23 protein-coding genes are annotated in these 24551 nt (G+C 61.6%); 14 read left to right on the forward strand and 9 right to left on the reverse strand.

Features of this window, described 5'->3' with window-relative positions:
* Positions 1-83 precede the first annotated feature (83 nt).
* Complete coding sequence (locus ACA046_RS30705; RefSeq protein ID WP_008434138.1) at positions 84-407, reverse strand: DUF6124 family protein; 324 nt, start codon at positions 405-407, stop codon at positions 84-86.
* A gap of 671 nt (positions 408-1078) precedes the next feature.
* On the opposite strand from ACA046_RS30705, the gene ACA046_RS30710 reads away from it, so the two are divergent.
* Together ACA046_RS30710 and ACA046_RS30715 are read left to right on the forward strand one after the other, a co-directional pair.
* Positions 1079-1543, forward strand: coding sequence for a mobile mystery protein A (locus ACA046_RS30710; protein WP_177086924.1), 465 nt, complete (start codon positions 1079-1081; stop codon positions 1541-1543).
* A complete protein-coding gene (locus ACA046_RS30715; RefSeq protein WP_497675543.1) occupies positions 1534-2121 on the forward strand; it encodes a mobile mystery protein B in 588 nt (195 codons plus the stop codon). Before ACA046_RS30710 ends, ACA046_RS30715 begins: the two co-directional genes overlap by 10 nt.
* Positions 2122-2153: 32 nt before the next feature.
* On the opposite strand, the gene ACA046_RS30720 is transcribed toward ACA046_RS30715, so the two are convergent.
* From ACA046_RS30720 to pilG, 6 genes are all read right to left on the reverse strand, one after another.
* Positions 2154-2609, reverse strand: a complete 456-nt coding sequence (locus tag ACA046_RS30720) for a chemotaxis protein CheW (protein WP_010167660.1) — start codon at positions 2607-2609, stop codon at positions 2154-2156.
* Positions 2602-8448 (reverse strand): hybrid sensor histidine kinase/response regulator, encoded by a 5847-nt coding sequence (locus ACA046_RS30725; protein ID WP_497675544.1) that lies wholly within the window; start codon positions 8446-8448, stop codon positions 2602-2604. Before ACA046_RS30725 ends, ACA046_RS30720 begins: the two co-directional genes overlap by 8 nt.
* A gap of 147 nt (positions 8449-8595) precedes the next feature.
* The gene (locus tag ACA046_RS30730) at positions 8596-10635 is read right to left on the reverse strand and encodes a methyl-accepting chemotaxis protein (RefSeq protein ID WP_076017745.1); all 2040 of its coding nucleotides are present in this window, start codon (positions 10633-10635) and stop codon (positions 8596-8598) included.
* Positions 10632-11156, reverse strand: a complete 525-nt coding sequence (locus ACA046_RS30735; RefSeq protein WP_459024413.1) for a chemotaxis protein CheW — start codon at positions 11154-11156, stop codon at positions 10632-10634. Before ACA046_RS30735 ends, ACA046_RS30730 begins: the two co-directional genes overlap by 4 nt.
* Before the next feature lie 12 nt (positions 11157-11168).
* Positions 11169-11534, reverse strand: a complete 366-nt coding sequence (gene pilH, locus ACA046_RS30740) for a twitching motility response regulator PilH (RefSeq protein WP_017476512.1) — start codon at positions 11532-11534, stop codon at positions 11169-11171.
* A 47-nt stretch (positions 11535-11581) separates the two neighbouring features.
* Positions 11582-11989 carry a twitching motility response regulator PilG gene (pilG, locus tag ACA046_RS30745; protein WP_003213736.1) on the reverse strand — a complete coding sequence of 136 codons (408 nt, stop codon included), beginning with the start codon at positions 11987-11989 and terminating at the stop codon, positions 11582-11584.
* 239 nt (positions 11990-12228) lie between these two features.
* On the opposite strand from pilG, the gene gshB reads away from it, so the two are divergent.
* The 7 genes from gshB (at position 12229) to ACA046_RS30780 (ending at position 18333) form a co-directional block, all read left to right on the forward strand.
* On the forward strand, positions 12229-13182 hold the full coding sequence (gshB, locus tag ACA046_RS30750) for a glutathione synthase (protein WP_010167673.1): 954 nt from the start codon (positions 12229-12231) through the stop codon (positions 13180-13182).
* A 77-nt stretch (positions 13183-13259) separates the two neighbouring features.
* Positions 13260-14159, forward strand: coding sequence for an energy transducer TonB (locus ACA046_RS30755; protein WP_076017743.1), 900 nt, complete (start codon positions 13260-13262; stop codon positions 14157-14159).
* 190 nt (positions 14160-14349) lie between these two features.
* The gene (locus tag ACA046_RS30760; protein WP_063026519.1) at positions 14350-14919 is read left to right on the forward strand and encodes a YqgE/AlgH family protein; all 570 of its coding nucleotides are present in this window, start codon (positions 14350-14352) and stop codon (positions 14917-14919) included.
* Complete coding sequence (ruvX, locus tag ACA046_RS30765; protein WP_003213744.1) at positions 14919-15356, forward strand: Holliday junction resolvase RuvX; 438 nt, start codon at positions 14919-14921, stop codon at positions 15354-15356. Before ACA046_RS30760 ends, ruvX begins: the two co-directional genes overlap by 1 nt.
* Before the next feature lie 174 nt (positions 15357-15530).
* A complete protein-coding gene (gene pyrR / locus ACA046_RS30770) occupies positions 15531-16037 on the forward strand; it encodes a bifunctional pyr operon transcriptional regulator/uracil phosphoribosyltransferase PyrR (protein ID WP_497675545.1) in 507 nt (168 codons plus the stop codon).
* Positions 16038-16060: 23 nt separating this feature from the next.
* On the forward strand, positions 16061-17065 hold the full coding sequence (locus ACA046_RS30775) for an aspartate carbamoyltransferase catalytic subunit (RefSeq protein ID WP_167664094.1): 1005 nt from the start codon (positions 16061-16063) through the stop codon (positions 17063-17065).
* Positions 17062-18333, forward strand: coding sequence for a dihydroorotase (locus ACA046_RS30780; protein ID WP_459024418.1), 1272 nt, complete (start codon positions 17062-17064; stop codon positions 18331-18333). Before ACA046_RS30775 ends, ACA046_RS30780 begins: the two co-directional genes overlap by 4 nt.
* Positions 18334-18479: 146 nt before the next feature.
* Here the strand turns inward: ACA046_RS30780 and ACA046_RS30785 are convergent, their stop codons facing one another.
* Positions 18480-18908 (reverse strand): NINE protein, encoded by a 429-nt coding sequence (locus ACA046_RS30785; RefSeq protein WP_076012988.1) that lies wholly within the window; start codon positions 18906-18908, stop codon positions 18480-18482.
* 249 nt (positions 18909-19157) lie between these two features.
* Between ACA046_RS30785 and ACA046_RS30790 the strand changes: the two genes are divergently transcribed.
* The gene (locus ACA046_RS30790) at positions 19158-19793 is read left to right on the forward strand and encodes a C40 family peptidase (protein WP_076012989.1); all 636 of its coding nucleotides are present in this window, start codon (positions 19158-19160) and stop codon (positions 19791-19793) included.
* 139 nt (positions 19794-19932) lie between these two features.
* On the opposite strand, the gene ACA046_RS30795 is transcribed toward ACA046_RS30790, so the two are convergent.
* Positions 19933-20967: a type IV pilus twitching motility protein PilT gene (locus tag ACA046_RS30795; RefSeq protein ID WP_497675546.1), complete on the reverse strand. Its 1035-nt coding sequence runs from the start codon at positions 20965-20967 to the stop codon at positions 19933-19935.
* 57 nt (positions 20968-21024) lie between these two features.
* Between ACA046_RS30795 and ACA046_RS30800 the strand changes: the two genes are divergently transcribed.
* The 4 genes from ACA046_RS30800 (at position 21025) to metX (ending at position 24548) form a co-directional block, all read left to right on the forward strand.
* Positions 21025-21711, forward strand: a complete 687-nt coding sequence (locus ACA046_RS30800; RefSeq protein ID WP_218263036.1) for a YggS family pyridoxal phosphate-dependent enzyme — start codon at positions 21025-21027, stop codon at positions 21709-21711.
* A gap of 33 nt (positions 21712-21744) precedes the next feature.
* Complete coding sequence (gene proC, locus ACA046_RS30805) at positions 21745-22563, forward strand: pyrroline-5-carboxylate reductase (protein WP_459024423.1); 819 nt, start codon at positions 21745-21747, stop codon at positions 22561-22563.
* Positions 22564-22587: 24 nt separating this feature from the next.
* Entirely contained in the window at positions 22588-23175 is a 588-nt protein-coding gene (locus ACA046_RS30810; protein WP_017476523.1) for a YggT family protein, read from the forward strand.
* 230 nt (positions 23176-23405) lie between these two features.
* On the forward strand, positions 23406-24548 hold the full coding sequence (metX, locus tag ACA046_RS30815; RefSeq protein WP_497675547.1) for a homoserine O-succinyltransferase MetX: 1143 nt from the start codon (positions 23406-23408) through the stop codon (positions 24546-24548).
* The last annotated feature ends 3 nt before the right edge of the window (positions 24549-24551 follow it).

The raw sequence follows: 24551 nt of genomic DNA on the forward strand, positions 1-24551 counted from the left end.
TAGCTCACCGCTGTTCGTGAGAACGCGTGCAGAAGTCCCAAAATGGGAACGATCAGTCCCTTTTTGGGACTGATCTCACTTCGTCACATAGCCGCTGGGCTCACCTGCTCCAGAGCCTGATCAACCAGCAACTGCCCCAGCTCACTCATCTGCTGAATGGCCAGCACCACGCCGCGCTGGGAGCCTTCCAATTCGAAGGCCAGGTTGGAAGTCAGGGCGTTGAGTGAGGCAAAGGTTTCAGAAGCGTTGGCCAGCAGGGCTTCGGTGGATTGAGAGGGAGTGACGGTAAAGAGTGAAGATGAAGCGGAAGTCGGAAAGTAATGATCCATTGCACGCTCGGCGGCGGCCTGGAGTTTGCGGTGTTCGATTTCGGTGTTGTGCGGCGGATTGGGGGTAGGTTTGAACATGATGTGCAGCTCCGATATGTATTAGGGAAGCTGACACCGTCCGCTTGCACGCGAATTATGGTGGCAGCTGTGCGCAGGTGTGCAAGACCGGGCATATCGGACCCCGGCAGACCCCAAGGGATCTCCCACGCACGGCCGCCATAAGAAATACAGCAGGCATAAAAAACGCCCGTTGAATGGCTATGGGCGTTAGTGCGCCGATATGTAACCGGACTTGCACGTCCGTGTCACCGTTTTTTGCGATGACGGACGAAGACTAGGCGCGATCACAGAGCACAACAAGTTCATGCACAGCGCGAGAGGTTGCAGGAAAAATCCGAAGGCAAACACGCGCCGATTGTTCCTACGAACTTTTCGGGTTGTTGCTCGGAATCGTCCCATCTAGCCTTCATTTCCAAATCGTATAGCCGCTGAAAGCGGCCGAATGCAAAGCGCCAACGACCAAGCGGAGTTGTAGTGAGCGGGCTTACCTCGCTCACTACAAGGATCACAGGAGCTCATCCATACCGATTGCCTATAGCCATACTAGATTCCTATTTTTGATCGTACTTGAGCATACATAATATATAATTTTGTATGCTCATGACCTATCAATAAATATTTAAACGTATGCTTAAGAGCATACAATCGGCTAGATACGAATACTTCCAGGCTAAAAAAGGTGGCATCTCATGGCCTCATCCGATCTCTCTAAATTGCGCCTGACCCAAGTGGAGCGGGCACTCGAACCCTTTGAAGCACTGCGGGGCAAGCCCACGCCGCCGGGCGGCTGGCTGCGCTCCATCAGGGAAGCACTGGGCCGATCGTTAAGGGCTCAAGCAGCCTTGGTTGGCGTAGCCTTCGCAACCTTGCAACAGTCGGAACGGGCCGAAGCCGAAGATCGGATCACACTCGCGCAATTACGCAAGCTGGCGGCGGGTTTGGACTGCGAACTCGTTTACGCCCTGGTGCCGCGAAAACCACTGCACCAGACGGTTGAAGCCCGCGCCGAGTGGCTGGCCAGACAAGAGATTATGGGGGTCACCCACACAATGAGCCTTGAAGATCAGCGGCCTTCAGATACGTTCATCGAAAGCCAAGTGGACGATCGACGCAAAGAACTGCTCTCCGGATCGTGGGCTCGACTATGGCGATAGAACTTGAACTCAAACCTGGGCAAACACCGTTAGACCTTGATGAAGCCGCAGGCCTGAAGCCAAAGCACATCGGTACTCAAGGTGAACTTGATGAATGGGAAGCGGCAAACATCATCAAGGCCATACGCTGGCTTGGGCGGCAAAAAAAGTTGGACGTCCTGGACGAACACTTCTGCCGTCAACTTCACATCAAAATGTTCAGCGATACCTGGATCTGGGCCGGGACGTTTCGCAAGTCCGACAAAAATATTGGCTGCGACTGGACAAAAATCTCAGTCAACCTGCGCCAGTTACTCGATAACACGACCTACTGGCTGGAGCACGACGTGTTCCCTGCCGAAGAGGTGGCTGTGCGCTTCCACCACCAACTCGTGTCGTTGCACCCATTCCCCAATGGAAACGGACGACACTCACGCCTTATGGCCGACTGCCTCCTGAGGCAGCAAGGGCTCGCTCCGTTCTCTTGGGGAAGCGCGAACCTGATAGCAGCCAGTGAAGTACGCACGTTATATATCCATGCACTGCGTGCCGCCGACATAAATGACTACGGCCCGCTTCAGGCTTTCGTGCGCAGTTGAGCGTATGTTATTGCTTATAGAAAATGTGTAGATCAGGCCAACCCCGCCTCCACCAACAACGCCTCCAACCCCATCAAATCCGGCACCCTGGCCACATGCTCCCCCACCTGCACCGCCGCCAGTTCCAGCGGGCACAACGGCACGTCCACATAACTCAGCTGGCTATCGAGCTTGTACGAACGCGGAATCCCCTGGATCACCAACGCAATAAACTTCAACGTCGGCCGTCCTCCAAGGGCGTTCAGCACCACAATCCGCGCGCGCTCTCCCACCACGCCCGACTCGCCACACGCCGCCTCAAAGCTGATCAACGGCAACTGCCGATCCCGCCATGTGACTTGCCGCAGGTACCACGGCGGCGCGTCGCTGGCGGGTTCGCCGCGCTGGAAGTCGATCAACTCGGCCACGGCGACGTTGGGCAATAACAGGTGGCGGTCGGCCAATGGCAGCAGCAAGCCGGTGAGTTGCGTAGCGCGGTGATCAAGCACGGGACTTGCTCCAATAAGCGATGCTTTCCAGCAGCACCGACTCTTGATACGGCTTGCCGAGGTAGTCGTTGACGCCAATCGCCATGGCCCGGTCGCGATGTTTTTGCCCGGTGCGGGAGGTGATCATGATGATGGGCATGCGCATCAGCCGTGGGTCGTCGCGCACCTGGATCGCCACTTCGAAGCCGTCCATGCGCGGCATTTCGATGTCGAGCAGCATCAGGTCCGGGGTGTGTTCTTCCAGCACGGCCATGGCGTCGATGCCGTCCTTGGCGGTGAGCACGTTCATGCCGTTGCGTTCCAGCAGGCGGCTGGTGACTTTGCGCACGGTGACCGAGTCGTCCACCACCAGCACCAGCAACGGGCGCTTTTTCAGGGGGTCGTTGAGGATCAAGGGCGCCTCGACCGCCTGGGCCGGCAAGGCCGGTGGCCGCGCGCGGATATGCGCCAGCAGGTCGATGATCAGTACCACGCGGCCATCGCCGAGGATGGTTGCGCCCGACAGGCCCTTCACCCCGGCAAATTGCGGCCCCAGGCCCTTGACCACGATCTCCCGGGTGCCGGCCATCGCATCTACCTGCACCGCCACGCGCCGTTCGTTGCACTGCACCAGCAGCACCGGCAGCGGCTGGTATTGGCCGAGCAGGTTCGGGCGGCCAACGGTGTGCAACAGGTCGCCAAGGTAGAACAACTCGTAGCGCTGGCCCGCGTATTCGTAGCGCGGCGGATTCAGCTGATAGTGCCCTTCCAGCTCATGGGGCATGACCCGAACCAGGCCTTCGATGGTGTTCAGCGGGATCGCGTACTGATCGTCCGCACACTGCACCATCAATGCCTGGTTGACCGACACGGTGAACGGCAGGCGAATGCGAAAGTGCACGCCCTCCCCCGGCGTCGAGTCGATGACCATCGTACCGCCCAGCTGGCGTACTTCTTCATGCACCACGTCCATGCCGACGCCACGCCCGGAAATCTGGGTGATTTTTTCGGCGGTGGAAAAGCCCGGTTGCAGGATGAACTGCAACACGTCGCGGTCGCTGATTTCCAGGTTGGGGTCGAGCAAACCACGCTTGATCGCCTTGCGCCGAACCGCTTCAAGCGGCACGCCGGCGCCGTCGTCGCGCATGTCGAAAACGATGTCGCCGCCTTCGTGGGTCAGGTCCAGGGTGATCCGGCCTTTCTCGGGCTTGCCCGCCAGCAATCGCGCATCGCGGGATTCCAGGCCATGGTCGACGGCGTTGCGCAGCATATGCTCCAACGGCGCGACCATACGCTCCAGTACGTTGCGGTCCATCTCGCCTTCGGCGTTGCCGACGATAAATTCCACATCCTTGCCCAGCTCGCCCGCCACCTGCCGCACGATGCGTTTAAGGCGCGGCAGCATGCGTTCGAAGGGCACCATGCGCGTGCGCATCAGGCCTTCTTGCAACTCGGTGTTGATGCGCGCCTGTTGCTGCAAAAGGTTGTGGGCGTCCTGGTTGCGACGCTCGAGGGTTTCCTTGAGGTCGAGCAGGTCGGAGGCTGACTCGAACAGGGCCCGGGACAGTTGTTGCAGTTGGGAATGGCGGTCCATTTCCAGCGGGTCGAATTCTTCGTAGCCCAGGCGTTCGGCCTCAGCTTGTTGGCGGCTGAGAATGCGACCCTGGGTTTCGGTGTCGAGCCGGCGCAGTTGGTCGCGCATGCGCTCGATGGTGGTTTCCACTTCGTGCAGGGCGATGCTCGCGTCGTTGACCTGCTGCTCGATACGCCCGCGGAAGATCGAGGTTTCACCGGCCAGGTTGACCAGGTCATCCAGCAAGTCGGCAGAGATCTTCACCATGTCGGCGGCCGGATCGCTGGCCGGCACCGCTTCGGTTTTGGTGGCCGCCAACGCCACCGGTGCGGCCGTCACTTCAGCCGGATGCACCAGGCTTTTGATCCGCTCGATCAGCAGATCCACCGAGCCCACCGGCATTCCCGCCGCCACTGCATCGATCATCTGCGCCAGGCGGTCGTGGCAGCCTTGCAGCAACGCGAAGAGTTCAGCCGAGGGCGCCAGCAAACCTGCCGACAAGCCTTCGTAGAGAAACTCCAGCTCATGGGCCAGGTCGCCAATCGGGCCGATCTCGACCATGCGGGCGCCGCCCTTGAGGGTGTGCAGGTCGCGCAGCAGTGTCTCGACTTCCTGGCGATTTTTTGGCTCGGCCTGCCAGCGCAACAGCGCGGCGCCGGAGCTGTCGAGGATGTCGGCGGCTTCTTCGAGAAAGATATCCAGCAGCTCGGGATCACTGCCTGGCGTCTCGACTTCGGCGGCGGCTGCGGCTGCGGGCGCCGCTTGTACGGTGCCTTGGCGCAACTCACGCAAGTGGCTGATCAGGTCGGTGGAGTCGCTCAGCGGCTGCTGGTATTGCAGTTGCTCAAGCAGCAGCGCCAGTCGCTCATGACTGGCCATCAATACGTTCCCCAGCTCGCCGGAATAACTGTAGCGACGGTCTACCAGGCCTTCGTAAAGGTTTTCCAACTCAAGGGCCAGGTCGCCCACCGCGCCGATTTCAGCCATGCGTGCACCACCTTTGAGGGTGTGCAAATCCCGTTGCAGCGACGACAGCGGTGCTGCGTTATCCGGGTCCAACAGCCAGCGTTTCAGGGACTGGCCGGCGCTGTCGAGGATGTCTACCGCCTCTTCAAGGAATATCTCGACGATCTCATCGTCTACCGCAAAACCTTGGTCCAGCTTCGCCGTGGCGGCACCCAGTTCGGAGATGCTCAGCGCACGGCTGCCATCGGTTTTGATCAAGCCGGTTGCCGACGGGTCGAGGCCTTCATCCAACAGCTCGCGCAGGGCTCGAACCCGTGCCGGAGCCGCGCTGATTTCCTGGCCGGCAGCCAGTTGGTCGAGCATGTTGATCAGCGCTTCGTGGGCCTGTTCAGCCTCGTGGAAGAAGCGCTCGCTGACCGCCAGGCTGCTTTCTTCCACCGCGCCGTAGAGGTCGAGCAAGGCTTCGCACAACTCATCCATCGAGTGCAGGTCGGCCAGGTGCGCGCCTTCGCCGAGGGTGGTCAGCTCGTCCAGCAGTGCACTCAGTTCCTGCCGCTCGCCGGGATGTTGTTGCCAGCGGCGCAGCAAGCTTTCGGCGTCCAGCAGGATATCCATGCCCTGGGCCAGGAAGTTGGCAATCAACTGCGGGTCGCGCTTGATCCGCAGGCCGGTGTTGGGCGCATTCAGCAAGGCTTCAAGCTGGCTGTTCAGCAGGTTCTGTGTGCGTTCGATCAACCCTGCCGCACCGGTAATGTGCGCATGGGGATCGCTGTCCAGCTGGCGCACGCCGCGCTGGAACAGCGCCTCGGCCTCCAGCAGCAATTCAATTTCATCCAGGTCCAGCGGCAGGCGATGGGCCTTGTATTCGCGGGTCAGGTGATCCAGCGGTCGCGCCAGTTCGGCGATGGGCAACACGCCGGCCATGTAGGCGCTGCCCTTGAGGGTGTGCAGTGCCCGTTGCAGTTCATCGCTGACTTGCAGCGGCAGGTGCTCGGTGGCCTGTTGCAGGAAATGGTTGAGGCTGTCGAGGTGGCTCTGGGCTTCGTTGCGGAAGATCTCCAGCAACTGCGGGTCCAGGGCGGCCGGGTCTGTGGCCGACGGTTCGACACCGCTGGCCAGGGCGTGAGCCCGCGCCGCCAGTTCGTCTACGTCGTCGCGCTGGCGCTGGGCATCGGCGGCGAAATCGGTGATCAGCTCAGGCAGCAATTCCACCACGTCATCCAGCACCGCTTGCACATCAGGGCCCGGCGCAACGCTGCGTTCCAGTATGCGGTTGAGCAGGTTTTCTACCGCCCAGGCCAGCTCCGCCAACACCAACGCGCGGACCATGCGACCACTGCCTTTCAAGGTGTGGAAGGCGCGGCGCATTTCGCTCAGGGTGGCCTTGTCTGCCAGGCTCGCAGTGCCGGCGGGTAGGTAGCGGTGCAGCACGTCGAGGACTTCGGCGGTTTCTTCGAGGAACACTTCCCGCAGTTCGTCGTCGATGGGCTCCTCGCCGGCAGGCGGTGGCAGCAAGCTGCCAGGGCGTTGGAGGGCTGGCGGGTTGAGGCGCGAGGTGGGGCTGGCCAGGGCATCCGCGAGAAACGGGGTTTGTTCCGCCGGCGTGTCATCCTGGGCGAGCAGCGCCTGGCGCCACGGCTTCTCGGCCGGCAAATAGCCCAGTGCAGCGAGGCCTTCGGCAGCGACTTCCAGAACCCGTTCGCCCGGGGCGTCGTGGTCCTGCAGCATGCGTTCGAGGTAATACTCGAGACTGGTGAGCACATCGGCAAAATGCTCGAGCTGCGCCTCGGAAGGCGCTGCCTCACTGACCATCAGTTGCTCGTTGACGTAGTCATTGCAGCCGCGCATCAGGCTCGCCGCACGCGGCAGCGGAATCATCGCCAGCGCACCGCGCACCTGGGTCAGCAACTCGGGCAGTGACTCCAGACGCTGGCGGTCCCAATGGGCTTCGATGCAGTCGATCACCAGCTCTTTGGCCTGGGTCAGGCACTGGCAGGATTCGCGGATCACCAGGTGGTGGATCTGCGTCAAATCGGTGGTGGGCAGGCGGCTTTCTTCGCGGCGTTCCGGCTCGACAGTACCGACCATCCCGGCCAGCGTCGCCTCGACGTAGAGCAACGCACCGGCGACATCCATCAATACCGCGTCGTTGGGCTCGCGCTGCCCTTGGGCCAGGCCAAGCACCACCGCCAATTGGTCGATGATCACTTTGCGCGGCTGGCCGAAACCCAATACCGCCAGGGTATCGGCGATCTGGCGCAAGGGCGCCAGCAAGGCTTCAAGGTCGGAGGCGTGCTGGCGGTCGCTGCGTACGAACAGGTCCAGGCGTTCCTTGACCCGCACCAGCTCCTCACACAGCGCGCCGAGCACCGAACCCATCGCGTCGCGGTCCGGGCCGGCCAGGCGGGCGCGTTCGGCGTCCACCACGGCGCTGTCGGGCAGGGCTTCATCGAGGCCATAACGTTCTTTCAAACTTTGCATCCGTGGAGTCGGTCGGGTGACTTTGGCAACGTAGAACAACAGGCTCTTGAGCAACTCATCCGGGGCCGGGGTGTTGATGCCGTTGATGCCCTGGATCAGCAGGCGCTTGAGTTCCTTGTCGCAGGCTTTGAGCAAACTGCGCAACGCCGGGCTGTTGGCGACCACGCCAATGAGCATGCCTTCCACCAGCGCCGAGGTCACCTGCCACAACGGTAACAGCGGCGCACCATGGCACAGGGCTTCGAGACGGGCGAAAACCCGTGCCATGTCTTCCAGGTTGCTGGGGCCGTGGTCTTCGCGCAACAAACCGACCAGCGCCTGTTGCAGCATCTGCCGCCACTGACGCAGCAGCCCGGGGAAATCCTCCGGCGTGCGCTGGGCCAGCGCCTCCTCGGGCAGTGGCGGGATAATCAGCAGTTGCGGGCTGAACAGACTGGTTTCCGAGAGCAGGCTTTCGCCGCGTACGCTGCGCAGGTCGTTGAGCAGCGGCAACACCACCAAGGGCAGGTCGCGTCGGGCGCTGTGTACGCGGTCGAGGTACAGCGGCAGTTGGCCGAGGCCCTGTTGCAGCAGGCGAATACCTTCGTCGCGCGGGCTGACGCGCGCGCCTTGCAGGGCGAGGGCCAGTTGCTCCATTTCTTCGGCGAACAGGGCTGCGCCGTAGAACTCGACCATCAGCAAACTGCCATGGACCTGATGGATGCATTCCAGGCATTGGCCGATGGCTTCGCTGCTGCCTTCTTCTACATAGGCGTCCAGCGCCGAACGGGCCTGTTTCAGGGTTTCGGCAATTTCGCCCTTGACCCATTCGAGGGCCACGTAGTCGTGCCGATCAACCATAACTGCTCCCGTCTGAATTCATGAGTTGCCGTGTTGCTTGAACATAACGCCCTGTAGGAGCGAGCTTGCTCGCGAAGAGCGCTAACGATGACGCGGGTATTCTGAATGAACGCGGCGCTCTCGGGTTTTTCGCGAGCAAGCTCGCTCCTACGGGGCTGGCGGCAAGGTGAACCCCGACACCGACCGCCGCAGCTGACTGGCCATTTTTGCCAGGTTGCCGATGCTCTCGGCAGTGGCCGTGGAGCCAGAGGAAGTTTGAGTGGTGATCTGCTGAATCACGTTCATCGTCAAGGAAATCTGCCCCGCCGACGACGTCTGCTGCTGCGCGGCGTTGGAGATACTCTGGATCAACGCCGCCAGGGTTTTCGACACACCTTCGATCTCTTCCAGCGCCACGCCGGCGTCCTGGGCCAGCCGCGCACCGCGCACCACTTCGGTGGTGGTCTGCTCCATGGAAATCACCGCTTCGTTGGTGTCCGTCTGGATCGCCCGCACCAGGGTTTCGATCTGCCGCGTTGCCGCCGAAGAACGCTCGGCCAGGCGCTGTACTTCATCGGCCACCACCGCAAAACCACGCCCGGCGTCACCGGCCATGCTCGCCTGGATCGCCGCGTTGAGGGCGAGGATGTTGGTCTGCTCGGCGATGTCGTCGATCAGGCTGACGATGTCGCCAATCTCCTGGGACGATTCCCCCAGGCGCTTGATGCGCTTGGCGGTGTCCTGGATCTGTTCGCGGATGTTGTCCATGCCGTGGATAGTGTTGTGCACCACCTCATTGCCCTTGTTGGCGATCTCTACCGAACGCTCGGCCACTGCCGAAGATTCGGCGGCGTTGGCCGACACCTGGTCGATGGACTGGGCCATCTGGTTGATCGCCGTGGAGGCTTCGGCAATCTGCTGCGCCTGATGCTCCGACGCTTGGGCCAGGTGCATGGCGGTGGCCTGGGTGTCCTGCACTGCGCCAGCCACCTGGCCCGCGGTGAGGTTGATGGTCGCCACCAGGTCGCGCAGTTGGTCCACGGAATAGTTGATGGAGTCGGCGATGGTGCCGGTGAAGTCTTCGGTGACCGAGGCGGTGACGGTCAGGTCGCCGTCGGCCAGGTCTTCAATCTCATCCAGCAGGCGCATGATCGCGTTCTGGTTGCGCTCGTTTTTCTCGGCGGTTTCCCGCAACTGGCGGTTAGTCTCGCGGACCATCACCAGGCCGATCAGGATGATCGAGGCCAGCGCCAACAAGCCCAGCACGTAGCCGCCGATGGTGTCGAAGGTGCGCCCGTCGGCCAGGTTTTCAAAACCGGTGGCCAGGTGCGAGGCTTCGTCCAGCAGGGTTTGCGACAGGTTGAAAATATTGCTCGCCGAGGCGCGCACCTGGAACAGTTGCGGCGAGGTCTCGAGGATTTCGTCCACGGAGCCGGAGACGAATTCGAACAGCTCGGCGATTTCCGCCAGCCGCGCCCGCGCATCGTGATCTTCTACCTGAGAGATACGCAGCCCAGGGTTGCCCTGGAGCATGCCGTTGAGCACCTGGCCGAAACGGTTGGCATCGCGGCCAAAGGCATCGGCGGCCTGCACGGCGGTTTCGTCGCCCGCCAGCACGGTGTTCACCGCACCGAGGATGCGCTCAGCCAGCAACGACTGGCGCTGGGCCAAAGCCACCTGGCTGGCCGGCGCGCCCCGTTGCAGGAGGATATCCACAACCTTTTCCGATTCGACCTGCAGCTGCGGCACCGTTTCCGCCAAGGTGGCAGCCACTTGATGCAGCGACAAAACCGTCTGTTCGCTGGCCAGAATCGCATCAGCGTTTTTCAGCAGCGCTTCCCAGTCGGTCTGCACCGCGCGCATTTCTGCGCGAACAGCGGTAGGTGCCGCGGGCAGGCCGGTGGCCGGGTCGCCTTTTTTCAGGTAACCCCAGCGCTGGGCAAAATCGTTGCGCGCATCCCCCAGCAGCTTGAACGCAGCCGCCTTGCCGGCGGCGGCCTCGGTGGCGTTCTTGGCGATGCGTTGGGACAGCACCCGCAGCTCACCGGCGTGGCCGATGTACTGCTTGTCGTAGGTGGACTGGGTGTTGAGGTAAGCGAAGTTGGCGAACAGCAGCATGATGAACACGATCAGCGCGATAAACAGCACGATGATCTGCGAGCGGCTGCGGGAAGCCTCCTGGGGCTTGACGGGGGTGACGGTACTCATGCGGCAACATCCATGAAGCCTGGAGCCAGGGCCAGGGCGAAGGGGCTGAAGACCTGCCACAGCTGGTCGCCGTCGAACTGGCCCTGGATAAACGGCGCGCTGGCCGCAGTGCTCGTCGACAATGCGTCTTGTGCGAAATGCTGCATGCCCACCACCTCGTCCACCAACAGGCCGACAAACACGTCCTGATATTCCACCACCAGCACCCGCCGTTGTTTGCGCGCCACCGACAGCTCAAGGCCGAGGAACCCGCCCAAATCCATCACCGGCAGCAAGCGCCCGCGCAGGTTGGCCACGCCCTTGACCCACGGCTTGACCCCGGGCATCACGGTGCAGCGCGGTTCGTGCAGCACTTCCGCGACCTCGCCCATGGGCGCCACGTACCAGTGCTCGCCCAGGCGAAACCCGATCCCGCTCCAGCTGTGCAGCCGGGTTTCCTGGGACGGCAGGTCGGCAGCCAGCAAGCGGCAGCGGCGGTCGATGTCCAGCAGCAGCTCGAAGGCGGTTTGCGACTCGGTCATGGGAACGTGCCGTCAGCCGGCCAGCACCTTGTTCAGGGTGGCGATCAGGGTTTCTTCGTCCACAGGCTTGGTCAGGTAATCCTTGGCGCCCTGGCGTTCACCCCAGATCTTGTCGGTTTCCTGATCCTTGGTGGTGATGATGATCACCGGGATGTGCCCGGTTTCAGGGTCTTTGGTCAGCTGCCGGGTGGCCTGGAAGCCATTGAGGCCGGGCATGACGATGTCCATCAATACCGCGTCAGGCTTTTCCTGGCGGGCCAGCGCGACGCCGTCGCCGCCGTTCTGGGCCTTGAGGACTTCGTGACCATGCTTTTCGAGCATTTCAGTCAGTTTGTACATTTCAGTCGGCGAATCGTCGACGATCAGAACACGTGCCATGGTTTTCCCCACTTATCTAGTAGACGCAAGCCCTCGTGGGGCCCTCGTCAGTGTGCTTGTTCTACTGCGGCGAAGCCCGGTACATAGGCCTTGATCGCGCTCAGCAGTTCTTCCTTGCTGAAAGGCTTGGTCAAAAACTGATCAGAACCGACGATGCGCCCCTTGGCCTTGTCGAACAGACCATCCTTGGAAGACAACATGATCACCGGGATCGACTTGAACGCCGGGTTGTTCTTCACCAGCGCGCAAGTCTGATAGCCATCCAGGCGCGGCATCATGATGTCGACAAAGATAATGTGCGGGTGATGGTCAACAATCTTGGCCAGGGCATCGAAACCGTCGATGGCCGTGATGACGTCGCACCCTACGTTCTTCAACAGTGTTTCGGCCGTGCGGCGAATCGTTTTCGAATCGTCGATCACCATCACTTTCAAGGCGTTGGAATGCTGTTCCATATCTGCTCTACCATCGCCACAGCGAATAGGTTTTCGGTGTGTACTGCCTGATGTTGCACAGGACGAGCGTCAAAAGCCTCGGAATTCAAGGGCTGATGTGCCATGGCAGCCTTTTTAGCACAGTCTCAGAACGCAATCTATCGGCCGACCCGCGCGGTGGTTTTTCCTTGACCCACAACAGCCGCAGCGCCACTCTGACGCCACTTTTATGCGCCCTTATTTGCTAGAGGAAATCCCCCATGAGCGTTCGCGTCGGCATTGTCATGGACCCTATCGCCAGCATCTCCTATAAAAAGGATAGCTCGCTGGCCATGCTGCTGGCCGCCCAGGCCCGCGGCTGGAGCCTGTTCTATATGGAGCAGCCGGACCTTTACCAGGGCGACGGTGAAGCGCGGGCGCGGATGCGCCCGCTGCAGGTGTTTGCCAACCCTGAGAAGTGGTTCGAACTGCAAGACGAAATCGACAGCCCCCTGAGCGACCTCGACGTAATCCTGATGCGCAAGGATCCGCCGTTCGACATGGAGTTCGTCTATTCCACCTACCTGCTGGAGCAGGCCGAGCGCGCGGGCGTGCTGATCGTCAACAAGCCCCAGAGCCTGCGCGACTGCAATGAAAAGCTGTTCGCCACCCTGTTCCCACAGTGCACGCCGCCGACCGTGGTCAGCCGCCGCGCCGATGTGCTGCGTGAATTCGCCGCCAAGCACGGTGATGTGATCCTCAAGCCGCTGGACGGCATGGGCGGCACTTCGATTTTCCGCCACCGCGCGGGCGACCCGAACCTGTCGGTGATCCTGGAAACCCTGACCGCACTGGGCACCCAGCAAATCATGGGCCAAGCCTACATTCCGGCAATCAAGGACGGCGACAAGCGCATCCTGATGATCGATGGCGAGCCGGTGCCTTATTGCCTGGCGCGTATTCCGGCGGCCGGCGAGACCCGTGGCAACCTGGCAGCCGGTGGCCGGGGTGAAGCCCGCCCGCTGACGGACAAGGACCGCTGGATTGCCGCCCAAGTCGGCCCAACCCTGCGTGAAAAGGGCCTGCTGTTTGTAGGACTAGACGTAATCGGCGAAAACCTCACCGAGATCAACGTCACCAGTCCGACCTGTATTCGCGAGATCGACAATGCATTTGGCACGAACATCGGCGAAATGCTGATGGCGGCCATTGCCTCCAAGCTACAAGCCAAGTGACATAGAACAGCCGGACACAAACCAACATTGCGTTATCATGCGCCACCTGTGAAACGCGCGATGTTGGTTTTCTTGTCATGACGCTCCCGTCCGATCTGCCCCCCGAACTCTCCCACAGCGGCGTGCGCCCGGCTGATCGGCTCGGATTTACCCTGTTTCTCGCGGCGTTGATTCACCTGGCGTTGATCCTCGGCCTGGGCTTCACCTTTGCCGAACCCAAGCAGATCACCAAGACCCTGGAAATCACCCTCGCCACCTTCAAGAGCGAAAAGAAGCCCGAGAAGGCTGACTTTCTCGCCCAGGACAACCAGCAAGGCAGCGGCACCCTCGACAAGAAGGCCGTGCCCAAGACCACCGAAGTCGCGCCGTTCCAGGACAACAAGGTCAATAAGGTCACGCCACCGCCAGCGCCCAAGCCGGAGGTGAAACAGGCTGCACCCAAGGCCGCCGTGACCACCGTGGCGCCCAAACCGCAAAAAGCGCCCACCCAACGGGAAAAGACCAAGACTGAACCCACGCCTGCGCCGCCGGCCCCGACGTTTGACAGCTCGCAACTCTCCAGTGAAATCTCCAGCCTGGAAGCCGAGCTGGCCCATGAACAACAGCTGTACGCCAAGCGCCCGCGGATCTACCGCCTCAACGCCGCCTCCACCATGCGCGACAAAGGCGCCTGGTATAAGGATGAGTGGCGCAAGAAGGTCGAGCGCATCGGTAACCTGAACTACCCGGACGAAGCCCGCCGCCAGCAGATCTACGGCAATTTGCGACTGCTGGTGTCGATCAACCGCGACGGCACCTTGTACGAAGTGCAGGTGCTGGAGTCCTCCGGCCAGCCGCTGCTGGACCAGGCGGCGCAACGCATCGTGCGCCTGGCAGCGCCTTTTGCGCCGTTTACCGGGGACTTGAACGACATCGACCGCCTGGAAATCATACGCACCTGGCGCTTTGCCAAAGGTGATCGACTGTCCAGTAACTAACCGCCCCTGCTCTCTGTAGGAGCGAGCTTGCTCGCGAAGGTCGTTAACGATAAAGCGGGCTTTCTGGTTTAACCCGGCGCTCTCAGTTTTTTCGCGACCCTGCTCGCTCCTACAGAGAATCAACGCGCCAAACCAATTCCTGCGCATCCTCAGCTTGTCAGTTCGCCCCTCCAACGCCACACTAGCGGACATGAAAAATGTCAGCCCGACCTACCTCAAGCACCAATTCCTGATCGCCATGCCCCATATGGCCGACCCGAACTTTGCGCAGACCTTGACCTACATCGTCGAGCACACCGCCAATGGTGCGATGGGGCTGGTGGTCAACCGCCCGCAAGACCTGAACCTGGCCGATATCCTCGAGCAACTGCGCCCGGACATCGACCCGCCCGCCAACTGCCAGCACGTACCGATCTACATCGGCGGGCCAGTGCAGACTGACCGGGGTTTTGTGCTGCACCCTACCGGGCCGAAATTCCAGGCGACCGTCGACCTTGAAGGACTGTCGCTTTCCACTTCCCAGGATGTGTTGTTCGCCATCGCTGATGGCATCGGGCCTGATCAAAGCGTGATCACCCTGGGCTACGCCGGTTGGGAAGCCGGGCAACTGGAGGCCGAGCTGGCGAGCAATGCCTGGCTGACGTGCCCGTTTGACGCCGACATCCTGTTCAACACCCCCAGCGAACTGCGCCTTGAAGCCGCCGCCGCCAAGCTGCGGATCAACCTCAGCCTGTTGACCAGCCAGGCGGGGCACGCCTGATGGCCTTGCGTCTGATCCTCGGCTTTGACTACGGCACCAAACAGATCGGCGTAGCGGTCGGCCAGGTCATCACCGGCCAGGCCCGCGAGCTGTGCACCTTGAAAGCCCAGAACGGCGTGCCGGACTGGAACCAGGTCGAAGCCCTGATCAAGGAGTGGAAGCCCGACGCTGTCGTCGTTGGCCTGCCCTTGAACATGGACGGCACCCCGAGCGAGATGTGCCTGCGGGCCGAAAAATTCGCCCGCCGCCTGAATGGCCGCTACAACCTGCCCTTCTATACCCACGACGAACGCCTGACCACGTTCGAAGCCAAGGGCGAGCGCCGCGACCGTGGCGGGCAGAAAGGCAGCTACCGCGACAACCCGGTGGATGCCATCGCCGCGGCCCTGCTGTTGCAGGGCTGGCTGGATGAAAACACCGCTTTATTTGAATCCTGAATTGCCGCATTGCTTTTTGTAGGAGCGAGCTTGCTCGCGAAAAACGTCAACGATTACGCGCGCGTCCAGTGATGCACGCGGTGCCTGTGAGTTCTTCGCGAGCAAGCTCGCTCCTACAGTGTCTTTTACGTTTGAGCCCGGACCTTGCCTGCGCAAGGCCTTGAAGGAGCCACCATGAGCCTGCCCAATCCCGCCGACCTGATCAGCCAGATGGCGATCCGCCTCAAGGCGCACCTGGAACACCGCGCTATCAGCGAGCCGCACTTTATCGGCATCCGTACCGGTGGCGTGTGGGTGGCCCAGGCACTATTGGAAGAACTGGGCAGCGACTCGCCCCTGGGCACCCTGGACGTGTCTTTCTACCGTGACGACTTCAGCCAGAACGGCCTGCACCCGCAAGTGCGCCCTTCGGCCCTGCCGTTCGAGATTGAAGGCCAGCATTTGGTGCTGATCGATGACGTCCTGATGAGCGGTCGTACCATCCGCGCCGCCATGAACGAACTGTTCGACTACGGCCGCCCGGCCAGCGTGACACTGGTCTGCCTGCTGGACCTGGATGCCGGCGAATTGCCGATCAGCCCGGACGTGGTCGGCGCAACCCTGTCCCTGGAAGCCCACCAGCGGGTAAAATTGTCCGGTCCCACGCCGCTCGAACTCGAACTGCAAGACCTTGCCCTTTAACCGCCTTGTAAAGAGTCCCCGCGATGACGCCTCTAGATGCCAAGCGCCCGCTGCAGCTCAACGCTCAGGGCCAGCTGCAACACTTCCTGTCCCTCGACGGCTTGCCCCGCGAACTGCTCACCGAAATCCTCGACACGGCCGACTCGTTCCTCGAAGTCGGCGGCCGGGCGGTGAAAAAAGTCCCGCTGTTACGCGGCAAGACCATCTGCAACGTGTTCTTCGAGAACTCGACCCGCACCCGCACCACCTTTGAGCTGGCGGCCCAGCGCCTGTCGGCTGACGTGATCACCCTGAACGTGTCCACCTCGTCGGCGAGCAAGGGCGAAACCCTGCTCGACACCCTGCGCAACCTGGAAGCCATGGCCGCCGACATGTTCGTGGTGCGCCACGGCGACTCCGGTGCTGCGCACTTCATCGCCGAGCACGTGTGCCCGAACGTGGCGATCATCAACGGCGGCGACGGCCGTCACGCCCACCCGACCCAGGGCATGCTCGACATGCTGACCATCCGTCGGCACAAAGGCAGCTTCGAAAACCTCTCGGTGGCCATCGTTGGCGACATCCTGCACTCGCGGGTAGCGCGCTCGAACATGCTGGCCCTGAAAGCCCTGGGCTGCCCGGACATCCGCGTGATCGCGCCAAAAACCCTGCTGCCCATCGGCATCGAGCAATACGGCGTGAAGGTCTACACCGACATGGCCGAAGGCCTGAAGGATGTGGACGTGGTGATCATGCTGCGCCTGCAGCGCGAGCGCATGGCCGGCGGCCTGTTGCCGAGCGAAGGCGAGTTCTATCGCCTGTTCGGCCTGACCACCGCGCGCCTGGCCGGCGCCAAGCCGGATGCCATCGTGATGCACCCGGGGCCGATCAACCGTGGCGTGGAGATTGAGTCGGCGGTGGCCGACGGCGCGCAGTCGGTGATTCTCAACCAGGTGACCTACGGCATCGCCGTCCGCATGGCTGTGTTGTCCATGGCCATGAGCGGGCAAACCGCACAACGTCAATTCGAGCAGGAGAACGCCCAGTGAAGCTCAGCATTCTCGGCGCCCGAGTCATCGATCCGGCCAGCGGCCTGGATCAAGTCACCGATCTGCACCTGGAAGCCGGCAAGATCATTGCCATCGGCGCCGCACCCGCAGGCTTCAGCGCCAGTGAAACCATCGACGCCAAAGGCCTGATCGCCGCGCCCGGGCTGGTGGACCTGAACGTCGCCCTGCGCGAACCGGGTTACAGCCGCAAAGGCAGCATCGCCAGCGAAACCCGCGCCGCCGCAGCCGGCGGCGTCACCAGCCTGTGCTGCCCGCCCCACACCAAGCCGGTGCTGGACACCTCGGCCGTGACCGAGCTGATCCTCGACCGCGCCCGCGAAGCCGGGAACTGCAAAGTGTTCCCCATCGGCGCGCTGAGCAAAGGCCTGGACGGCGAACAGCTGGCCGAGCTGATCGCCTTGCGCGACGCTGGCTGCGTGGCCTTCGGCAACGGTCTGGAGAGCTTTCGCAGCACCCGCACCCTGTGCCGCGCGCTGGAATATGCAGCGACCTTCGACCTGACAGTGATTTTCCACTCCCAGGACCGTGACCTGGCCGAAGGTGGCCTGGCCCACGAAGGCGCCACGGCAAGCTTCCTTGGCCTGCCGGGCATCCCGGAAACCGCCGAGACCGTGGCCCTGGCCCGGGACCTGCTGCTGGTGGAGCAAAGCGGCGTACGCGCGCACTTCAGCCAACTGACCAGCGCTCGCGGCGTGGCCCTGATCGCTCAGGCCCAAGCCCGCGGCTTGCCGGTGACGGCGGATGTGGCGTTGTATCAGCTGATTTTGACGGATGAGGCGTTGATCGACTTCTCCAGCCTGTATCACGTGCAGCCGCCCCTGCGTACCCGCGCTGACCGTGACGGTTTGCGGGCTGCGGTGAAGTCCGGGGTGGTTTCGGCGATTTCCAGCCATCACCAGCCCCACGAGCGGGACGCCAAGCTGGCGCCATTCGGCGCGACAGAGCCGGGCATCAGCAGTGTCGAGCTGTTGCTGCCGCTGGCAATGACGCTGGTGGAGGATGGCTTGCTGGACCTGCCGACGCTGCTGGCACGTCTCAGTGCGGGCCCTGCCGAGGCGCTGCGCCTGCCGGCGGGCAAGCTGGCGGTGGGTTCGGCGGCGGACCTGGTGCTGTTTGATCCGGCCAGCTCCACGATTGCCGGGGAACACTGGCTGTCCAAGGGCGAGAACTGCCCGTTCATTGGTCACAGCTTGCCGGCGAATGTGCGGTACACGCTGGTGGATGGGCGGATCAGCTACCAGGCTTAAATCCGATCCAGAGTGGGCACAGTAAATGTGGGAGCTGGCTTGCCTGCGATGCGGGCACCTCGGTGTATCTGATGCACCGAGGTGATGCTATCGCGGGCAAGCCCGGCTCCCACATTGACCGTGCCCACATGGGATTTGTGTGAGGCTTACCGACCGCCGCTACGCTCGGCATTACGGATCGAAACCTGCGTATTCAGCGTCCAAAAGTCATACAGCACGCCGATCAGGAATAACCCGCCGGTCAGCAAATAAACAATCCCGCTGATCCATTTGCCCTGATACATGCGGTGCAACCCGAACACACCCAGGAACGCCAACAGAATCCAGGCCACGTTGTATTCAATCGGCCCGGCCGTAAATCGCAGGTCCGCTTCCCGGTCCATTGCCGGAATCAGGAACAAGTCGATCAGCCAGCCAATCCCGAACAAACCGAAGGTGAAAAACCAGATCGTCCCGGTCACCGGCTTGCCGTAATAAAAGCGGTGAGCACCGGTAAAACCGAAAATCCAGAGCAGGTAACCGATCACCTTGCTGTGGGTGTCTTGTTGCGAAACATCCTGTCGATAGGTGTTCATGGAGTACCTCTTTCGCCTCGATAGATAAATTTTTTCATTTTCTTTGTGACTTTTTTACGGGCGCCCGACGCACGGCAAATGGTATCTTCCCTCCCGCAAAGCCTTATGCCACCTGACCTGAGTCGGACAATAGCGACAATTCGTCGCGTTTTTCCTGAATTTGACCCCAGGGTTCAGTCGACAAACGGCCTTAGAACGACACAAAAAGCTGTTATAAAGTTGCGCGCAAACCAAAAAGAGCCACGCCTAATGCGACCATTTTTCAAGACATGGCTAACCATTTGCCTATTAATGCCACTGGCCGCCCACGCCACCAATCGTGAGCAACGACTTCCAAACGTTAACGGTTTCACCCCTAAAGTTCACGCCACTACCAGCTCCGCCAAATCGGTAAAGCTGACCGTGAAGCGCCCGACTCAACTGAGCAAGGCCAACGGTAAGGCAGTGCCAGGGTTGATGGCCGTCAACACCAAGCAAAGCAGCAACGTCCTCAGCCGCGCCGTCAACGTGCTCGGTACTCCTTATCGTTGGGGCGGCAGCAGCCCAAGTAAAGGGTTCGACTGCAGCGGTTTGGTGAAATATGCGTTTAACGACGTAAAAGCCGTGGATTTGCCGCGCACTTCCAACGCCATGGCCGCCGGCCACGGGCAAAAGGTTGAGCGCAAGGATTTGAAACCGGGCGACCTGCTGTTCTTCAAACTGAAGAGCCGCCAGGTGAACCACGTTGCCATTTACCTGGGCAACGACCGCTTTATCCACGCACCGCGTCGTGGCAAGTCCGTGAGCATCGATACCCTGAAGAAGCCGTTCTGGGACAAGAACTACGTGATTGCCAAGCGTGTCCTGCCTAAAGAGCAGAACAATCTGCGGATTGTGCAGCGCTGATATCAGGCTGAGAACGCGGTAAAAATATGGGAGCGGGCTTGCTCGCGAATGCGGAGTGTCAGTCGATGCATTTTTGACTGAACCACCGCATTCGCGAGCAAGCCCGCTCCCACATTAGATTTTTATCGTTCTAAAGATCTTAAATATCCCCTGGCGCCCTCGCCTTCTCCCGCGCATGCTCCCGGCTGATCAGCCCCTGGCTGACCAACGCCTTCAAACTCATGTCCATCGTCGTCATCCCCAGCGCCCCACCCGTCTGGATCGCCGAATACATCTGCGCCACCTTGTCCTCGCGGATCAGGTTACGAATCGCCGGCGTGCCAAGCATGATTTCATGAGCCGCCACCCGTCCGCCGCCGACTTTCTTCACCAGCACCTGGGACACCACCGCCTGCAATGACTCCGAGAGCATCGAGCGGACCATGGCCTTTTCCCCCGCCGGAAACACATCCACCACTCGATCCACGGTTTTAGCCGCCGACGTGGTGTGCAATGTGCCGAACACCAGATGCCCGGTTTCCGCCGCCGTCAGTGCGAGCCGAATGGTTTCCAGGTCCCGTAATTCGCCCACCAGGATCACATCCGGGTCCTCCCGCAATGCCGAACGCAGGGCGGCCGAGAAACTGTGGGTGTCGCGATGCACCTGCCGCTGGTTAATCAGGGCGCTTTTCGGTTGATGGATGAACTCGATAGGGTCTTCAAGGGTGAGGATATGCTGGCGACGATGGGTGTTGAGATAATCGATCATCGCCGCCAGGGTCGTGGACTTGCCGGAACCGGTCGGCCCGGTGACCAGTACCAACCCTCGGGGCAGGTCTGCGATGCGCCGGAACACCTCGCCCAACCCCAGGCTTTCCAGGCTCTGCACCGTCGAGGGGATGGTACGAAACACCGCGCCCATGCCCCGATGCTGCTGGAACACATTTACCCGAAACCGCGCCACCTCGGGCAGCTCGAAGGCAAAATCCGTTTCAAGAGATGTTTCGAAATCCTTTTGCTGATGATTGTTCAGCAAAGGGCTGAGTAACTCCGCCACTTGCGTAGGGATCAGCACCGGCCAATCGAGAGGCCAGACCTCGCCATCAACTCGCAGCATCGGCGCCAACCCGGCCGACAAATGCAGGTCCGAGGCCCCCAGGCGCACGCCGGCAGCCAGCAGTTCAGTGATATCCATAGGGCTTTCCATTTCCAGTAGAATGCCGCGGACTCCATATCCACGGGCGCAACTTGAATGTCGACCATAGCAGACAACATCAGCCTGGTTTCCGAGCGGATCCGAGCCGCGGCCCAAGCCTCGCAGCGCGACGCAGACAGCGTGCACCTGCTGGCCGTGAGCAAGACCAAACCCGCACAAGCCGTACGCGAGGCGTATGCCGCCGGGATGCGTGAATTTGGCGAAAACTATCTGCAGGAAGCCCTGGGTAAACAGGCCGAATTAACCGACCTGCCCTTGAGTTGGCACTTCATCGGCCCCATTCAATCGAACAAGACTCGTGCGATCGCCGAGAACTTCGCTTGGGTGCATTCCGTGGACCGCCTGAAAATCGCACAACGCCTGTCCGAGCAACGCCCGGCTGACCTGCCGCCGCTGAATATCTGCATTCAGGTCAACGTCAGTGGCGAAGCCAGCAAGTCCGGCTGTACACCCGCCGACCTGCCCGCCCTGGCCGAAGCCATCAGCGCCCTGCCGCGTCTGAAGCTGCGCGGTTTGATGGCGATCCCCGAGCCAACCGACGACCGCGCAGAACAGGACGCAGCCTTCGCGACAGTACGCGACCTGCAAGCGAGCCTGAACCTGGGTCTCGACACACTTTCCATGGGCATGAGCCACGACCTTGAGTCGGCCATTGCCCAAGGGGCCACCTGGGTGCGGATCGGTACCGCCCTGTTTGGTGCCCGCGACTACGGCCAGCCGTGAAATGGCTGACTTCCATCTGAGTAAGGACCTGTCATGAGCAACACGCGTATTGCCTTTATCGGCGCCGGTAACATGGCGGCCAGCCTGATCGGCGGCCTGCGGGCCAAGGGCCTGGAAGCACAACAGATTCGCGCCAGCGACCCGGGCGCCGACACCCGCTCCCGCGTCAGCGCCGAGCACGGCATCGAAACCTTCGCCGACAACGCAGAAGCGATTGAAGGCGTTGACGTGGTGGTGCTGGCGGTCAAGCCACAAGCCATGAAAGCCGTATGCGAAAGCCTGCGCCCAAGCCTCAAGCCCCATCAACTGGTGGTGTCCATCGCCGCCGGCATCACTTGCGCCAGCATGACCCACTGGCTCGGCGCCCAGCCAATTGTGCGTTGCATGCCCAACACCCCGGCGCTGCTGCGCAAGGGCGTGAGCGGCTTGTACGCCACGTCCGAAGTCACTGCCCAACAGCGTGATCAGGCACAAGAGCTGTTGTCCGCCGTGGGTATCGCCGTGTGGCTGGAACACGAGAAGCAACTGGACGCCGTCACCGCTGTGTCCGGCAGCGGCCCGGCGTATTTCTTCCTGCTGATCGAGGCCATGACCGCCGCTGGCGTGAAACTCGGCCTGCCACAGGAAGTCGCCGAGCAATTGGCCGAGCAAACCGCACTGGGCGCCGCGCAGATGGCCGTGACCAGTGATGTCGACGCCGCCGAACTGCGCCGTCGCGTGACCTCGCCGGGCGGAACTACCCAAGCGGCAATCGAATCGTTCCAGGCCGGGGGCTTTGAAGCCCTGGTGGAAAAAGCACTGGGTGCCGCAGCACATCGTTCGGCTGAAATGGCCGAGCAGCTGGGCAAATAGTCGTCCCCCACATAGGAATTAAACATGCTCGGAATCAATGACGCTGCCATTTTCATCATCCAGACCCTGGGCAGCCTGTACCTGCTGATCGTGCTGATGCGTTTTATCCTGCAACTGGTGCGGGCGAACTTCTACAACCCGCTGTGCCAGTTCGTGGTGAAGGCCACGCAGCCGCTGCTCAAGCCACTGCGCCGGGTGATCCCGAGCATGTTCGGCCTGGACATGTCCTCGCTGGTGCTGGCGCTGCTGCTGCAGATCCTGCTGTTCGCGGTCATCCTGCTGCTCAACGGCTACCAGGCCACCACGCTGCTGTTGCTGCCGTGGGCCTTGATCGGGATTTTCTCGCTGTTTTTGAAGATCATTTTTTGGTCGATGATCATCAGCGTGATCCTCTCGTGGGTCGCTCCCGGCAGCCGCAGCCCTGGCGCAGAGCTGGTGGGGCAGATCACTGAACCGGTGCTGGCGCCGTTCCGCCGTCTGATACCGAACCTGGGTGGCCTGGATATCTCGCCGATCTTCGCGTTTATCGCGATTCAGCTGCTGCAAAGCTGGGTGATTCCGCGCCTGGCTTTCTACGCATTCATGCCCAAAGAACTGTTCGGTCTGATTTGACAACAAAGTGGCGAGGGAGCTTGCTCCCGCTGGGCTGCGCAGCAACCCCAAAAAGGCCGACCGCGTTGCACGTGCAGAATCGCGATGGCCGGCCTGGGACCGCTTCGCGCTCCAGCGGGAGCAAGCTCCCTCGCCACAAAAAGCCTTAAAAACACCAGCAGCAGGCCTTTGCTTGCCGCTGGGTGCAGCGGTCTTTAGACTTACGCCTCATTTAAACGAGAGCAGGGTCGATGCCAGCTGCCTTCCCCCCCGATTCTGTTGGACTGGTCGTGCCCCAAGTGGCGCACTTCAGCGAACCGCTGGCCCTGGCCTGCGGCCGTTCGCTGCCCGCCTACGACCTGATCTATGAAACCTACGGCCAACTGAACGCCACAGGCAGCAATGCCGTGCTGATCTGCCACGCCCTGTCCGGCCATCACCACGCTGCGGGCTTCCACAGCATGGACGAGCGCAAGCCCGGCTGGTGGGACAGCTGCATCGGCCCGGGCAAACCGATCGACACCAACAAGTTCTTCGTGGTCAGCCTGAACAACCTCGGCGGCTGCAACGGTTCCACTGGCCCCAGCAGCCTCAACCCGGAAACCGGCAAGCCGTTTGGCGCCGATTTCCCGGTATTGACCGTGGAAGACTGGGTGCACAGCCAGGCGCGCCTGGCCGACGTACTGGGCATCGCCCAATGGGCCGCGGTAATCGGCGGCAGCCTGGGCGGCATGCAGGCCCTGCAATGGACCATCACCTACCCGGACCGCGTGCGCCATTGCCTGGCCATCGCCTCGGCCCCCAAGCTGTCGGCGCAGAACATCGCCTTCAACGAAGTGGCGCGCCAGGCGATCCTCACCGACCCGGAGTTCCACGGCGGTTCGTTCCAGGAAGCCGGCGTGATCCCCAAGCGCGGGCTGATGCTCGCGCGCATGGTCGGGCACATCACTTACCTGTCGGATGACTCCATGGGCGAGAAATTCGGCCGTGGCCTCAAGAGCGAGAAGCTCAACTACGACTTCCACAGCGTCGAGTTCCAGGTCGAGAGTTACCTGCGTTATCAAGGCGAGGAGTTTTCCGGGCGTTTCGACGCCAACACCTACCTGCTGATGACCAAGGCCCTGGACTACTTCGACCCGGCGGCAAACTTCGACGACGACCTGGCGCGCACCTTCGAGGCGGCCACCGCCAAGTTCTGCGTGATGTCGTTCACCACCGACTGGCGCTTCTCCCCGGCCCGCTCGCGGGAATTGGTGGATGCGCTGATGGCCGCCAAGAAAGACGTCTGCTACCTGGAGATCGACGCACCGCAAGGCCACGACGCCTTCCTGATCCCGATCCCGCGTTACTTGCAGGCCTTTGGCAACTACATGAACCGAATAGCGCTTATATGAATT

It is taken from the genome of Pseudomonas sp. LBUM1641, assembly GCF_059716235.1.